The organism is Geomicrobium halophilum, assembly GCF_014207655.1.
Taxonomy (GTDB): domain Bacteria; phylum Bacillota; class Bacilli; order Bacillales; family Marinococcaceae; genus Geomicrobium; species Geomicrobium halophilum.
This window is the reverse complement of the sequence record NZ_JACHHJ010000001.1, coordinates 863314-878669: the sequence shown is the minus strand read 5'-3', so window position 1 is coordinate 878669 and position 15356 is coordinate 863314. Positions and strand designations below refer to the sequence as shown.

The following is a 15356-nucleotide window of genomic DNA, read 5'->3' as shown; positions in this document are numbered from 1 at the left end:
GTTATGCCCTTTGCTTTTGGCTTGGCACCATATCGTAAATGGCTTTTGCCGCATCATAAGCCGTTAGACCAAGCTCTTCATACCACTGGCCTGGGCTTCCGTGTTCGATATAACGATCGGGAAGCCCCATGCGTTTTACTTGTACGCCGATATGGTTATGATCGTTAAAATGTTCAAGAACAGCACTGCCAAATCCACCTTTTAAAACGGCTTCTTCCATTGTAAGGACAGGGATGTTTTCTTTAGCAATTTCATCCAGTTGTTTTTCATCTAATGGTTTCGCAGAATTGGCATTTACAACCCGGACAGATATCCCTCGCTGTTGTAGTTGGGAGGCTGCTTCTTTTGCAATAGGCAGCATCGTGCTAAATGCAAGAATGACGGCATCACTGCCTTCTTTTTCAACCGGCCATTCACCGATAGGGAGAACTTTTAACGTCTCGTCCATCTCCACCCCAATTCCATTCCCTCGTGGAAATCGAACAGCCATGGGACCATCATCATTAGCAATGGCTGTGTTGATCATGTGCTGTAGTTCATTTTCATCTTTAGGGATAGCAATCTTCATGTTCGGTAAATGTCTAAGGTACGCAATGTCAAACACGCCTTGATGAGTCTCGCCATCTCCACCTACGAGGCCGGAGCGGTCAATACCAAAAACGACGTTTAGATTTTGCCGGCAAACATCGTGGACGAGTTGATCATAGCCGCGTTGTAAAAATGTCGAGTAAACACCAAATACAGGTTTCATCCCTTGAGTGGCCAGGCCAGCTGACATTGTCGTTGCATGTTGTTCTGCAATCCCGACGTCGTACATGCGCTTTGGAAATTTCTTCGCAAATTGATCTAGTTTGGTTCCGCCTGGCATGGCTGCTGTCAGGGCGACAACACGCTCATCTTTCTCTGCAATCTTCGATAGGGTGTTGCTAAACACCGCACTGTAAGCGGGTGGACCTGCTTTTTTAACCATATCACCGGATTCAATTTTGTAAGGACCTGGGCCGTGCCATGCACCGCTTGCATCATCCTCAGCAGGCTTGTAGCCTTTTCCTTTCTTTGTAACTACATGAATTAAAACAGGGCCTTTTGTTCGTTTTGCATACGTCAGATTACTATGCAATTCGTCGAAATCATGCCCATCAATCGGCCCAAGATACGTGAATCCCATTTCCTCGAAAAACATACCAGAAACGAGCATATACTTGAGGCTGTCTTTTAAACGTTCTGCCGTTGAACTGAGAACTCCGCCAAACGCCGGGATTTTCTTCACCAGATATTCAAGATCTTCTTTCGTTCGACGGTAGCCGCCTGTCGTTCGTAAGCGCCCAAGCATATTGTGCATTGCACCTACATTTGGAGCGATAGACATTTCGTTATCATTTAAAATCACAGTCAAATCGGTTTGCTCATGGCCAATATGATTCATGGCTTCCAGAGCCATTCCACCGGTTAATGCCCCATCGCCAATGATTGGAATGACATTGAAGTCTTCCCCTTTTAAATCTCTAGCGGTAGCCATACCCATCGCAGAAGACAACGATGTGGAACTATGTCCGGCTTCCCAAACGTCGTGTTCACTTTCATCCATCTTCGCATATCCGCACAAGCCTTTGAATTGTTTTAACGTGTCAAACTGATCGGCTCGTCCAGTTAAAATCTTATGGACGTACGTTTGGTGGCCTACATCCCAAATCATTTTATCTTTTGGGCTGTCATACAGTTTGTGCAACATTAATGTCAACTCAACAACTCCGAGATTCGGTCCTAAATGACCACCGGTTACCGATAGCTTTGAAATGAGAAATGAGCGAATATCACTTGCAAGCTCGTCCAATTGTTTATGTGAATAACTTTTTAGGAACTTGGGATGCTGAATGGTTTCTAAATCCATGCGGCAAACCCCCTCTTTCGTTAAAATCTATAAAGTTATAGTTTCCCATAACTTCTCAAAAAATGTGTTCCCTTCATTTTACTTACAATAAGCTAAAAATGCTACCAAAAGGTAGCAACAAACGTGACTGTTCACAAAGGGGGCAAACAAAGCCAAGTAGATCGGGTGCAGCCACCAGGGTTGCTTGTCACTAGGTAAGCAATCACCTCACGCGAAGAAAACATTTTTTCGAAGCCAACACTTTTAGCGATCCCTTAATTCAATATAAGAAAGGACTGAAAAAAGAGCTGGTGCAGGTACTGAAAGAGATTTTAATGCATTTTCTGCTGCTTCGATATGATTTCGCAATTTACGTTTCGCTTCAGTGATAGAAAGCAGACTCGGGTAAGTGCTTTTTTTATTATCAACATCACTTCCTATCGGCTTACCAATTGCTGATTCATCTCCTTCGACATCAAGAATATCATCTTTGATTTGAAAGGCAACGCCGATTTCTTCAGCAAATTTCCGTAAATGCGTAAGATCTTCCTTCGGTGAAGTTCCTACCAGGCCACCTGCCTCAACGGCAAAAGCTAATAACGCACCGGTTTTGCGGCGATGAATGGATTCAAGTTCATCCAGCGTAAGTGAACAATTCTCTGCAGCCAAGTCATCCACTTGCCCCCCAACCATTCCTAACGCCCCGCTCGCTTCGGAAAGGCGGCTGCTTAAAAATAGCGCATCCCGTGGAGCCAAGTCCTGCTCGGAAATGTCTGTAATTAAGGAGAAGCTTTCAGTCAAGAGGGCGTCTCCGGCTAAAATCGCCATCGCCTCTCCATACACTTTATGATTCGTCAGCTTCCCCCTCCTTATATCATCATCATCCATGCTTGGTAAATCGTCATGGATGAGTGAATACGTGTGTACCATCTCAACGGCAGCACCCAGCTTATAAGCAGCATTTGTAACACTTCCGTAGCTACCAGCAGTCGCGATGAGCAAAAGCGGTCGAATCCGTTTGCCGCCGGCGTTGATTGAATAAAGCATTGCTTCTTTCAAGCGTTGGGGAGCCGTAAGCGTCTCTATATGAGTAGTAATCGTCTCCACGAGTTTCGGTACATGCTCTTCAACCAGTTGATTGATTCCTTCTCTTGTCACTCTTATTCACCTTCTTCAACTTGCAAAGGAACCGTTTCCCCTGTCTCACTCACAATACGATCCATTTGCTTCTCTACGCGCTGTAATTGATCATGGCAGCGCTTGGATAGTTGCATGCCCGTCTGATACATATCGATGGCTTTTTCTAACGGGACATCGCCCTCTTCAAGTTGATTGATAATATGCTCAAGTTTTTTCATGTCAGCTTCAAACGTTTGCTTATTCTCTGTTTCTTGTTCATTTGCCATTTTCTCCATCCCCTTCAAACGTTTCGCTTTCTTTTTCAATGACCTTACCTTTGATCGACCCATCCTGAAAATAAACCTTTATTTCATCAGCAATGTCAACATCATTTGCCATTTTAAGCAATTCGTTTCCATGATATGCGACGGTGTAGCCCCTCTTCAACGTCTGTAATGGATTTAAAATCGTAAGCTTAGAGAGCAATTGGTCATAGTTATTGGATTTATTAGTGAGCAAGCGACGAAATTCTCCTCGCAGCTGCTTCGTATTGGTTTCAAGTGTCTGCCTTTTTTGTTCAACCAAGTAGGAGGGCTTGAGTGAAGAAATGCGTCGGCGCTGCTCATTCAAGCGTTGTCTGCGTAAATGCATACTCGTTTGCATACTGCGATGGAGTTGATCGAGATTTCGATCTAGTTCCTGCTCTTTTTGCTTGACTAGTTGCTCCGGATAACGAAAAGCGTAGGCGTTCCTCAAATAAGACAGCTTCTCTTTTCGGCTCATTAGATTCTGTTGCATCCCCTGTTGCAAACGGGCTTTATGCGTGTCGAGCTTTTCCTGCCACTCACTCAGGGAAGGGACAGCTATCTCGGCAGCTGCTGTAGGGGTGGCCGCCCGCACGTCAGCAATGAAGTCCATTAAAGTCACATCTGTCTCATGTCCAACCGCGGATATGAGCGGGGTTTTTAATGAAGCAGCGGTTCGCACCACTTGTTCATCATTAAAAGACCAAAGCTCTTCAATCGAGCCACCCCCTCTTCCTGCAATCATAACATCGCTTCCATCTTCATCTGCTTGCTTGAGGGCACGCACAATGCTTGGTACTGCATCCGGCCCCTGAACGGCTACAGGGTATAGTGAAATCGCCGCTTGTGGATACCTTCTTTTCACCGTTGTATAAATATCACGAATGACCGCGCCAGTCCTTGAGGTGACCACCGCGATATTTTCCGGAAATTTCGGCAGTGGTTGTTTTCTGGATGTATGGAACATCCCTTCTGCCTCTAATTTCTTCTTCAATTGTTCATAGGCCAAATATAATTGACCGATTCCATCAGGTTCCATCATACGTACGTATAATTGATATTGGCCATACGGTTCATAGACGGAAACATTGCCGCGAACGAGAACTTTCATCCCGCTTTCGGGCCGAAAACGTAAGGCGCGATTGTTACCGGCAAACATAACGGCCGACACTCGCGCCTTTTCATCTTTAATCGTGAAATACATATGACCCCGGCTATGATGCTTAAAGTTCGAAATCTCTCCACGTAAAAATACATCATTCAATAGGGGGCTCTGGTCAAGCAATCCCTTGATTTGCCTTGTTAGCTGTGTGACGGAAAGATAACGCTCTTCAGGATTCATTGGACATCTTCCCCCGCGCCGCTGCTACCGTATTATATAGGAGCATCGTAATCGTCATCGGTCCTACGCCTCCTGGGACCGGGGTGATCCAGCCTGCCCTCTCTTGTACTTCATCAAATTGTACGTCCCCAGAAAGTTTGCCGTTATCTAGACGGTTAATCCCTACGTCAATAACTGCTGCTCCGGGTTTTACATGTTCAACACCAATCATATTAACACGGCCCACCGCTGCTATGAGAATGTCTGCCTGCCGCGTAATCGAAGCGAGATCATTCGTTTTAGAATGACAATAAGTAACCGTGGCGTCCTGGTTTAAAAGAAGTTGACCTACAGGCTTGCCAACGAGGTGACTACGTCCGACGACAACAGCATGTTTCCCCTTAGGTTCCACACCACTGAATTCCAACATTTTCATAATCCCTAAGGGTGTACACGGTTTAAACGAGTCTTTGCCAGTTATTAAACGGCCGGCATTAACAGGGTGAAATCCATCCACGTCTTTGTCTACGGCTATTCTTTCTAAAACGGCATTCTCAGAAATATGATCCGGTAACGGCATTTGTACAAGAATACCATGAACGCTTGAATCTTCGTTTAAAGTATCAATTTCGGCAAGGAGTTCATCCTCTTTTAAAGAAGAAGGATGTCTTTTAACAATCGATAAAATCCCTGCCTTTTCACAAGCTTTTTCTTTACCTCTTACATAACTATGAGAAGCTGGATCATCCCCGACCAATATCACCGCTAGTGAGGGTTGAACGCCTTTGGACACCAATTCGGTAACTTGTTCTGCCAGTTCACTTCTCAATTGTGTTGCAATTTGTTTTCCGTTAATCAACGTCGCTGTCATTTTCTGCCTACTTTCCTTCTTTATGCTCTTTCAAGACATTTGATAACACACCGTTGACAAACTTGCCGGCCTCATCACCGCCAAATGCCTTTGCCGTGTTGACGGCTTCATTTAAAGTTACGTGCAGTGGAATATCATCTTGATATAGCAACTCATAAACAGCCAGACGCATGACCGCCCGATCAACGTTTCCGACTCTCTCTAATGACCAATTTTCAAGATGATTGACAATACGCTTGTCGATTTCCGAAAGGGCCCCAATCGTTCCAGGGATTACATCCTCAAGGTAATCGTCTGCTGCTTCTTCTTCGTCCAACGCAGCTGCAAGCGCCTGATCCCAATCTACATCTGTCATTTCTACCTGATACAGGGCTTGTACTGCTCTTATTCTTGCCCATCTACGATTCATGCCTTCATCCCTTTACTTCTCTTCTTGTATTCAGATTCAAATAAGAGGAAGATATTCCGGATCTCATCCGATACGTAACATCCTCGTGTCTTGCTGTGGTTTTTATTCTGACAAGCGCTCTACTTGCAGCTCTTGTTCTTCCGGCTGCTCAAAGTGAATGCCGACGACATGAATATTAATTTGATCTATTGTAATGGATGTCATTGTCGCCAATGTTTGTTGAATATTTCTTTGCACTTGATTTGCGACTTCAGGCACTGAGACTCCGTAAAAGGCAACGATGGAAACATCGATAACAACACCATCTTCTCCCAGTTCCACTTTTACACCTTTTCCATGATTCTTCTTACCAAAACGCTCGGCAACACCAGTTGCAAAATTCCCTCGAAGTGCTGATATACCTTCCACTTCAGAAGTAGCAATACCTGTGATCACCTCAATCACTTCTGGAGATATTTCCACTTTACCTAAATCATTTTCTTGCTCTTCAAGATCTAGCATTTGATACTCACTCATTGTCAATGCCCCCTGCTAGTCAGATTTTTCCTGCTTATATTCCTCGGCAAGCCTAGCCTGTTCTTCCCGCAAACGATCCATGCGATATTGCCGAAAAACCGGGAACTCCGATAAATTATCCGGAATCTTATTATCCTCTAATAAAATGATCTTTACCATGTTTTTGTTACGAGCCATATGATAGCGATCCTCATACTCATTTTCTTCAGTAAACCTCTTGAGGTTTTGGTAATCTTCTTCTTGAATCGAAATCGGATGAGGATTCTCTTCTGAGACCTCTTCCTCATAACCAACTTCAAATTCAACAATTTGAATATGATCGTTTTTTAGATTACGTGTTTGTTCCAGAACTGCTTTTGCACCTTCTGTTAAATCATTCCATTCCATTTTCAAAGAACTCTCCTTATTACCGTATCAATCGAAAAATACATGCGCAACGTACGAATTTCACTTATAGTGCGTGTTCAAAAAGGAGGACAAAAAAACCGAGTCGTTCGAGAAGACGTAGCTGCGAACATCCTGCTTGCACCACGAAAGCATTCCCTTCTCACGAAGGAAAAGGGGGATTCTTTTCCGAGGAGCAAAGCGCCAACTGACCGCTTCGTAAGTATTCCTTCGCACGACGAAAAAGTGGGTTTCTTTTTCGAGGATATGGTTTTCATACATGAGGTGCGCAGAAGCAAGTCGACGAAGAAATACGACCGCTATTTTCCCGGACTTTTTGAACATCCCTCTTTTACATCCATTTGTAACTTATGTTGATTATAGCACGTAGATGGGGTGATTTCATCCTTTAAGTGTGTGTTTAAAACCTACGGGAAAACTTCGCCGAAAAAATAAAGCATTTTTTGTAAAGGTACCGGGAGGATGGTGTCTTCTTAACTTGAGAATACTGAATCAGGCATGCCGACGTCAGATTTACTAAACCCGCAGTAGATTTTCACCACCTTGTACACTGGGTACAGCAAAGAAGGACCCACTCCCGGGGTCCTCCATTTTCTATTCGTCACCTTCTTCATGATGATAACCAACAGCCACAGGCTGGTTGCCAAGTTGTTCACTAGCCAATCGGTTAATTTCTACAACTTCTGATCTGGAGAGTTCTTCTGCCTCCACGAGGATCCGTACTTCGTCATCCTGAGCCATTACGATGACATCGTTGTAGCCTTGCGATTGGATGAGTTGCTCTAAGGATTGCTCCAGATCGGCGGTATCTTGCAGCTCTTCTCGTTGTTCTTGGGCTTCATTTTTTTCTTCAGTTGTCGCTTCACTTGAGGCAAGTGTATTTGTGTATTCTTCCCTTGATTCGCTGCGATTCTCTTCACGCTGGATCCTTAAGGCACTGAACCAGTCACTGCTATCAGAAGAGTCAGCGGCGACCTCAATGTCTTCACTTGATTCTTCGTCTGCAGGCGGGTCTTCTTCAGCAGGTGGGTCTTCATCTTCTTCTCGTGCCGGAACTTCTTCATTGCTCTCTTCTGCCGGGTCACCATCTTCTTCATCCCATTCTTCAACAACAACAGCGCTATCTGGATTTTCTTCTAGAAATTGTTCCCAAAGCTCGCCTTCAAAATCTTCAAGAGATTCCCCCTCATCAACAAGTGCCGTTTCATTGGTTGTCGGACCGTCTGGCGTGAAAAAATAAACCCCGAGAACTGCGACAAGACTTAACATCGTTAAAAGCCAAACCGTTTGTTTTTTCAAAACCAAATCACTCATCCTTTCGTTACTGTTTAGGTAATACCGATACACGATGGGCAGGGACATCAAGGGTGCGTGTAACAGCTTCAATTACCCACTCTTTACGATCGAGTTGATCAACACCTTCGGCGACGACAAGGACGCCGGTGACATCAGGCTTTTCTGTTCTGATCAAAAGCGGTTCTTCGCTGTCCCCTTCTTGTACGAGCACGGTCGTTTCCTCATTTGTGCTTTCTTCGAGCGTACGGTTGCCGCCCTCCGTATCTGTTTCTTCCGTGGTTTGTTCGCGAATGTTTGTATCTTTTTCATACACTTTACTTTCCGTTGATTCTAGATTAACGACAATTTCAACATTTGAAACTCCGTTAATCGATTCCAATGCCCCTTCCATTTCCCCTGCATACGCACGCTCTAGATCAGCAAGGTCGCCAAGATTTCCTCTTCGGTCCTCGTTATTATTTAGAAACGTCGACTGATCCTCTTCTTCGTTTTCGGTCTCTGTAGTGAGCGAAGGATCTTCTCCGTCATCTCCATTCGTACCAACAAACATGAGGATGAAGCCAACAACTAGTAATCCTCCTAAATAGTACCAGCGAATCTTTCGTGGACCATCACCGGAAGGCAGCCATTTGGAAAACGGCGGTTTCTCTGGTGTATTCGAATCACTCATTCAGCCCCCTCCTCCTCGAGGCTGACGTCAATAATACTTTCATCGACCTCCCAAATTTCAGCAAGACGTTCTCGCACCTCCTCGGTATTACTACTATCCTGGTTAGGACGTGTGGAATCTGGCGCCTCAGTAGTATTTGTTGAAACTTCTTCAACAGGTGGTACAGAACTTGGTTCTTCTTCCTCATGCTCTTGCTCTTCTGGTTCTTCTCCGGCTTCTACGAAAATTTCCAAGCCCGGAGTATCTGAAACGGCAATGTCCTGAAGAAAAAGATCAAAGTCCTCTTCCAACACAGGTTCAGCTTCACTACTGAGACGAGCAGCTACTTGTTCAGAAATATATGCATCTTGACTGGCTTGTATTTCACTTTTCTTTTCATCAATTTCAGATTCCATTTTATCAACCCCCTCCGTGACCTGAATCTCGTCCCACTCAAACCATGTAGAGGGATCTCGATTCAGTAAATCAAAGACCGGCTGTAAGATGAGAATCATCATAATCAAGCCAAGAACAAGGTCGGCATATCGCTTCATCGTTGCTGTTGGCAACAGCAATTCAAGAATGACGGCGATCAGTAAAAAAACAATCAACGTCGTAATCCATTCATTAAAATAATCGATGAGTGCTCACCTCACCATTAATGATAAATTGCCGGAAGTTATAATGATTGTGATCGCTAGAAAAAACATTAAGCTTACGACGGAAACAGCTGCGAACATGAAGAGGACTGTTTTTGCAAATAAACTTAGGCACGTTCCGATCGGCCCTCCTCCCAACGGCTGCATCACGGCTGCAGATAAATGGAAGATAATCGCAAGTGCTAGAATTTTGAGGGCAGGAAAGGCAATGATTGTAAAAAGAATCCCAAGTCCTACAACGCCTACGGTATTTTTTAATAAAAGCGAAGCACCAATTACCGTATCAGTGGCGTCCGTAAACATCCGGCCGACCACAGGTACGAAGTTGCCAGCAATATATTTGGCAGTTCTTACCGTTACCCCGTCTGTGACAGCAGCCGTTGCCCCCTGAACAGAGATCGCAGCCAGAAATACGGTTAAAAACGCGCCTAATACAGCCATGGCCGCGTTACGAATAAGGGTCGCAAGTTTCGACAATTGAAACTTATCGCTCATTGTGCTGATGACACTGATCAGTGCAGAGACGAATAATAAAGGCAATACGAGACGTTCAATTAATAATCCACTCGTATTAACAAGAACGACGATTAACGGGTGAAACAGGGCAGCTGAAGATGCAGCGCCGGTCATGGCAAGCAGAGCAAGCAACATGGGTAAAAGCGCAATCATAAAATGAACCATGTTTTGTACCGCTTCTTGTGCGTAAGACATAGCAACGTAGAAGCTATTCATTGCAATAATAATCAGAACCGTAAATGAGACACTGTAAGCAATTCGGCTGACGGCTGCGTGTTCAAAAGCATTCTGTAATGCCCTAAGCACCATTGTGAAAACGGTAAGAAGCAGTAAGGTGCCAAGTAAGGTGATATTGGCTGTAATCTCATGCAAAATAAAGCGGAGAAGTGCCTGTCCCCATTCAACGGGGTCAAATTGGCGTTCTCCTGAAATAAAGTCATTCAGCTGCCCTCTCTGACTTTCAGGTAAAAACGATTCATACTCCCCGCGGATGTCTTCCCAAAACGATTCAATCTCTGAAAAGCCAAGCCTGTCCATTTGTTCGTCCATTTGCTCTTCCAGCATATCCTCCGCAGATGGCTCTACGTCCGTTTCTTCATTTTCGATGGGCAGCCCTTGCTCCATTCCTTCATCGCCATCTTCAGCGGACAGAAGGGGGGGATCCCCCCCTATTAAAAAAATGACGCTCATGCACAAGACTGCCCAAAGCATTTTCATATTGACCCACTCTTTCACCCTGGAATCAAGGAAATGACGGTTTCGATTAAAACGTTGAAAATCGGGATTGCCATGACGACAATCAGTACTTTACCGGCGAGCTCTATTTTTTGTGCAATCGCACCCTGTTCGGCATCCCGTGCAATTTGTGCACCAAATTCAGCAATATAAGCAATACCGATAATTTTAAGCATCGTCTCTAAATAAACCATGTTGATATTGGCTTGATTTGCTAAAGTTTCAATCAGTTGGAAAGCCGTAACGATATGGTCAATAAGAAATAAAAAGATCATCGCACCGACAAACAATGTTAAAAGGAAAGCAAATGCCGGCTTCTGTTCTTTAACAATCATCGCTAAAAATGCAGAGACCAAGCCAAATCCAACGATTTGGATCATATCTAACGACATTGGACTACCCTATAAAGAGAAATACGCTGCGAATTCTTTGGAAAAGATCATCGACGATCGTAGCCACCATATAGAGAACGACGACGAATCCGATCAATGTTACCCAATGCGCCCAGTCCTCTTTCCCCATCTGTTTAAGAACAGTATGAATCATAGCCACAACGATGCCGATTCCTGCAATTTGAAAAATCGTATCCACATCATATGCCACCGCATTTCCCCCCTTCAGAAGCGCAAACAGTGAATCGCTTAATCGTATGTTACTATCAGATGATGACGATAATCGCCAAAAGTCCTCCGAGAAAACCGAGTGATTTTGCCATCCTTTCATATTTTCGCTGTTCTTCACGGGCCTCCACTTCTTCTGCACGTAAGTGAGCCAGTGTCAATTGAATATATTTTTGCTGTTCATCGCGCCCATGTTGTCCGAGCGTTTGCCCAAATTGAAGTAGTGCTTCTTTCTCTTTATGGCGTAAAGCTGTTGATGACCAGTTGGCCTCAATACTTTTTGCCCAGGCTTCTTTCACATCAATACTTTCCTGTTCCAAATCACTTGCAAAAGTGGAAAATAAGAGTGATAGCGGTTGGTTAAAGGTCCGCTCTAGTTTTCGTGCAATCACAGGTAAAGGGGTATGCCCATACATGACTTCAGCTTCAAGCAATTGCAAAGCCGTCGTTAACTGCCGAATTTGCCGTGATCGTCCTGACAGACGGCGTGCCCATTCAAAACCAATAGCCGTCATGGAAAGAAGGATGAAAATGGCGCCAAACCATCTCACTTTTGCACACTCCTTTGGACGATGAGCGTTCCGTGCTTGTTTTCATTGAGGAGAAGAATACGGTCAAAAAGCGGACGTCCTAATGCGGTTCGTAAAAGTTGACGTTCTTGCATATCTTCCATCGAACGCCCATGGGCGCTGCAGATCACTGCTACACCAGCATTCATTGCTTCTTTCAAACTAGCCTTATCCCGCTCATGACCAATTTCATCAACAATGAGAATATCGGGACTCATTGCTCTTACTAGCATCATCATCCCCTCTGCCTTCGGACAGCGGTCGAGCACATCCGTACGTGGACCAAGATCATGCTGCGGTATTCCTTCAAAAGCAGCCGCGATTTCTGAGCGTTCATCTGCAATGGCCACTTTCCGCGGGGGAATTTTTTTAGTTGGATGACCATAACTAGCTGTTCGTGCGATATCGCGTAAAAGTGTTGTTTTTCCTGATTGTGGAGGCCCGACGATCAAAACGTTGCGCCACTGTTCCTGAAACAATTCTGGTAAAAATCGCTCAGCCACCCCGTTCATTTGTCGGGCAATCCGTATATTGAAAGAACATACATGCTTGAGCGTCTTCACTTGTCCTTTTTCAACGACCGTCTCACCGCCCAACCCCACCCGGTGACCGCCTGAAAGCGTAAGAAAACCATTTCTAAGCTCTTCTTCAAAGGCATACACTGAATGTTGACTTAACTGGTTCATAACGAAACTGGCTTCACTTTTAGTAAAAGGGTCACTTTTCATGAATTGATGCCCCCATTGATAAATAAACTCAGGGGGACGGTTGACTCGCAAGCGAATTTCTTCAAGCTCTGTTTTCTCAAGGGCTTCACTTGTCTTCTCCCGAAACCTTTGAGGAATAAGAGCGAGTATCGTACGCTCTGAAACGACTTTACTCTTTTTTACTTCTGTGAAGGCCATACATCATCAACCCCAACGGACCCTTGATGGTAATCGTATAACAAACCCGTTATTCAGGTCTGCTTGTACAATGTATGTCTACTCATGGAGTTTAGAACCCAAATAGAAAATGTTCTCAAGATAAGAAAGGGATAACTAAGTATTTTTCAGTTTTTTAATACTTTTGATTACATTACGGTATGTGAAATTTAATTATCACTAACAAGCGGCCAATTACCTATACTTAAAAGTGTATTTTAAAAAGAACAGACAATGGACGGAGTCGGTGTGTTGTTGCCGGAATGAAAGCACAAAAAAAGACCTCGGTAAACCCGAAGCCTTGCTTCTTTCTACGCTCGAGATGTATATTTTCCTTCACTAGTGTCAATGACGAGAACATCACCTTCATTTACAAAAAGTGGAACCTGCACCGTATAACCTGTTTCCAGCGTCGCTGGTTTTGTCCCGCCCGATGCTGTATTCCCTTTAATACCAGGTTCTGTTTTAGTTACCGCTAATTCAACAGAATGAGGAAGCTCAACACCTAGCGTTTCATTTCCATAGGAAATGATTTGTACTTCCATATTTTCTTTTAAAAAGTTAAGCTCATACTGGATCTGATCTCCCGTAAGCTCGATTTGATCAAAGGTTTCCATATTCATAAATGCGTGTGCATTACCATCTGCGTATAAATACTGCATACGATTTTTTTCGATATGTGCCCTATTCACTTTTTCACCAGCGCGAAACGTTTTTTCCTGAATGTTTCCTGTACGCAGGCTACGTAGTTTAGAACGTACGAAGGCTGCCCCTTTTCCCGGTTTGACATGCTGGAAATCCACAACAGACCAAATGTCATTATCGACTTCAATCGTTAAGCCTGTTCGAAAATCGTTCACCGATATCATTTTTTGTACTCACCCTTTATGCTTCAATGATTTTTAAGTCCTTATCCGACGTCGTTAACCGTTCGTTACCATCTTCTGTAATGACGATATCATCTTCAATGCGTACGCCGCCTTTTCCTGGTATGTAGACACCAGGCTCAACAGTGACAACCATCCCCGGTTCCAAAACTAAATTACCTTTCGGCGACAAGCGCGGTTCTTCATGAACTTCCATTCCCAACCCATGGCCGAGACCGTGACCGAAATGCCCTTCATAACCTTTACCGTTGATCATCTCCCGGGCAATTTCGTCTGCTTCGATTCCCGTCATTCCTGCTTTTATTTGTTCTACGGCTTTGAGTTGAGCGGATAAAACCGTATCATAGATATGACGTAGTTCCTCCGATGGCTCCCCGAGGGCCACTGTACGTGTAATATCAGAACAATACCCTTTATAATAGGCGCCGAAATCCATTGTGATGAGATCGCCTTTTTCGATTTTCTTATCACTTGCCACACCGTGAGGTCGTGCACCACGTTCTCCAGAAGCTACAATAATATCAAATGATGAGGATTCCGCTCCCTGTTCCCGCATAAAAAATTCAAGTTCATGGGCAACCTCACGTTCGCGAACACCTGCCTTTATGTATGTCAATATATGCGAAAACGCTGCATCTGCTATTTCAGATGCCTTTTTGATCGTTTTCAGCTCGCTTTCACTCTTAAAAAGACGCAGGTTTTCGACGATACCGGCAACTGGAACGAGCTCAGCATCAAACGTTTCCTGATACAGTTGATACGTTTGGAAACTTGTGTACGCTTTTTCAAATCCAAGGGATTTTACGTTATGACTGTCCAGTATTTTTTTAATTTCGGCACTCATCGCCCCTCCATGCTGAACAACTTTAAAACCTTCGCACTGACTTTTTGCCTGTTCAACATAACGAAAATCCGTAATAAAAAAGGCATCTTCGCTCGTCAGAAGTACAGCCCCAGCTGTTCCTGTAAAATCAGTCAGGTAACGCCGGTTTGTAGGACTTTCAACGAGAAGTGCATCGATGCCGTTTTGTTCAAACTGCGTACGTATAACCTCGAAACGATTCATAGCTTTCCCTCCCCAATTGTTACTATATACGCTATCTCATTTTAGCATATTTTAGCAACCACTGCTTCCCTAACTGCTCTCATATTGTTGCAATTCGTGTTCATAAGAGATGGAATAGCCGATAAAGAGCCCATACAAAATAAATAGGCAGAGCGTGGTGACAATCGTTGTCCCTTCCATATCAAACAAGGGTTCAAGTCCAATGATGAAAGGATTGGCAACGAAAAAAATCAAAAACCATAAAATCGCACCAAAGAAAATGCCCATCCACATCCCTCTCACACGAGCAAGAATATAGCGATAAAGAAAGGTAATGATAATTGAAACGAGCGATAAAATGCCTATAGCGGTCCATTGTCCAACAGGTTGTTCTTTCCAATCCCCTACGGACCAAGCCATCCAAAAGAGAGCAGGCCCAACCGTTGTGAAATTGAAAAAATAAGCTAAGTACCAAATGAGACTCCAAAATAAACCGCCGACAATTCCTGTAACTAGCGTTTTTACAGCGTAAGGCCAATCTTTTACTTCTTTATGTCTGCTTGCCATATGATCACCTCGCTTGATAGTATGAGCCTCTACCACTTCGATCATGCTAAAAATGTTGGAAACAACACACAAAA

General features: G+C 44.1%; 19 protein-coding genes. All 19 read right to left on the bottom strand.

Going from position 1 to position 15356, the window contains the following annotated elements; all coding sequences use genetic code 11:
• Position 1 precedes the first annotated feature (1 nt).
• Positions 2-1891, bottom strand: coding sequence for a 1-deoxy-D-xylulose-5-phosphate synthase (gene dxs / locus HNR44_RS04355; RefSeq protein WP_184402874.1), 1890 nt, complete (start codon positions 1889-1891; stop codon positions 2-4).
• Between the two features lie 243 nt (positions 1892-2134).
• On the bottom strand, positions 2135-3028 hold the full coding sequence (locus HNR44_RS04350; protein WP_343069353.1) for a polyprenyl synthetase family protein: 894 nt from the start codon (positions 3026-3028) through the stop codon (positions 2135-2137).
• Between the two features lie 2 nt (positions 3029-3030).
• Positions 3031-3276, bottom strand: a complete 246-nt coding sequence (xseB, locus tag HNR44_RS04345) for an exodeoxyribonuclease VII small subunit (RefSeq protein ID WP_184402873.1) — start codon at positions 3274-3276, stop codon at positions 3031-3033.
• Positions 3266-4636 carry an exodeoxyribonuclease VII large subunit gene (gene xseA / locus HNR44_RS04340; RefSeq protein ID WP_184402872.1) on the bottom strand — a complete coding sequence of 457 codons (1371 nt, stop codon included), beginning with the start codon at positions 4634-4636 and terminating at the stop codon, positions 3266-3268. The genes xseB and xseA overlap by 11 nt, the downstream gene beginning before the upstream one ends.
• A complete protein-coding gene (gene folD, locus HNR44_RS04335) occupies positions 4626-5486 on the bottom strand; it encodes a bifunctional methylenetetrahydrofolate dehydrogenase/methenyltetrahydrofolate cyclohydrolase FolD (protein WP_184402871.1) in 861 nt (286 codons plus the stop codon). Before folD ends, xseA begins: the two co-directional genes overlap by 11 nt.
• Positions 5487-5493: 7 nt before the next feature.
• A complete protein-coding gene (gene nusB, locus HNR44_RS04330) occupies positions 5494-5895 on the bottom strand; it encodes a transcription antitermination factor NusB (protein WP_184402870.1) in 402 nt (133 codons plus the stop codon).
• A 102-nt stretch (positions 5896-5997) separates the two neighbouring features.
• Positions 5998-6411 (bottom strand): Asp23/Gls24 family envelope stress response protein, encoded by a 414-nt coding sequence (locus HNR44_RS04325; protein WP_184402869.1) that lies wholly within the window; start codon positions 6409-6411, stop codon positions 5998-6000.
• A 15-nt stretch (positions 6412-6426) separates the two neighbouring features.
• Complete coding sequence (locus HNR44_RS04320; protein WP_184402868.1) at positions 6427-6798, bottom strand: hypothetical protein; 372 nt, start codon at positions 6796-6798, stop codon at positions 6427-6429.
• 612 nt (positions 6799-7410) lie between these two features.
• Positions 7411-8121, bottom strand: coding sequence for a SpoIIIAH-like family protein (locus tag HNR44_RS04315; protein ID WP_184402867.1), 711 nt, complete (start codon positions 8119-8121; stop codon positions 7411-7413).
• A gap of 16 nt (positions 8122-8137) precedes the next feature.
• Positions 8138-8782 (bottom strand): stage III sporulation protein AG, encoded by a 645-nt coding sequence (spoIIIAG, locus tag HNR44_RS04310; protein ID WP_184402866.1) that lies wholly within the window; start codon positions 8780-8782, stop codon positions 8138-8140.
• Positions 8779-9381: a stage III sporulation protein AF gene (gene spoIIIAF, locus HNR44_RS04305; RefSeq protein WP_343069418.1), complete on the bottom strand. Its 603-nt coding sequence runs from the start codon at positions 9379-9381 to the stop codon at positions 8779-8781. Before spoIIIAF ends, spoIIIAG begins: the two co-directional genes overlap by 4 nt.
• Before the next feature lie 27 nt (positions 9382-9408).
• The gene (spoIIIAE, locus tag HNR44_RS04300) at positions 9409-10653 is read right to left on the bottom strand and encodes a stage III sporulation protein AE (RefSeq protein ID WP_246406975.1); all 1245 of its coding nucleotides are present in this window, start codon (positions 10651-10653) and stop codon (positions 9409-9411) included.
• Between the two features lie 14 nt (positions 10654-10667).
• Positions 10668-11063 (bottom strand): stage III sporulation protein AD, encoded by a 396-nt coding sequence (gene spoIIIAD / locus HNR44_RS04295; RefSeq protein ID WP_184402864.1) that lies wholly within the window; start codon positions 11061-11063, stop codon positions 10668-10670.
• A gap of 4 nt (positions 11064-11067) precedes the next feature.
• Positions 11068-11274: a stage III sporulation protein AC gene (gene spoIIIAC / locus HNR44_RS04290; RefSeq protein WP_184402863.1), complete on the bottom strand. Its 207-nt coding sequence runs from the start codon at positions 11272-11274 to the stop codon at positions 11068-11070.
• 55 nt (positions 11275-11329) lie between these two features.
• Entirely contained in the window at positions 11330-11842 is a 513-nt protein-coding gene (spoIIIAB, locus tag HNR44_RS04285) for a stage III sporulation protein SpoIIIAB (RefSeq protein ID WP_184402862.1), read from the bottom strand.
• Positions 11839-12765, bottom strand: a complete 927-nt coding sequence (gene spoIIIAA / locus HNR44_RS04280) for a stage III sporulation protein AA (RefSeq protein ID WP_184402861.1) — start codon at positions 12763-12765, stop codon at positions 11839-11841. The genes spoIIIAB and spoIIIAA overlap by 4 nt, the downstream gene beginning before the upstream one ends.
• A gap of 329 nt (positions 12766-13094) precedes the next feature.
• Positions 13095-13652 carry an elongation factor P gene (gene efp / locus HNR44_RS04275; RefSeq protein ID WP_184402860.1) on the bottom strand — a complete coding sequence of 186 codons (558 nt, stop codon included), beginning with the start codon at positions 13650-13652 and terminating at the stop codon, positions 13095-13097.
• Positions 13653-13668: 16 nt separating this feature from the next.
• Entirely contained in the window at positions 13669-14736 is a 1068-nt protein-coding gene (locus HNR44_RS04270) for a M24 family metallopeptidase (protein ID WP_184402859.1), read from the bottom strand.
• Between the two features lie 69 nt (positions 14737-14805).
• Positions 14806-15282, bottom strand: a complete 477-nt coding sequence (locus HNR44_RS04265) for a YqhR family membrane protein (protein WP_184402858.1) — start codon at positions 15280-15282, stop codon at positions 14806-14808.
• Between the last annotated feature and the right edge of the window lie 74 nt (positions 15283-15356).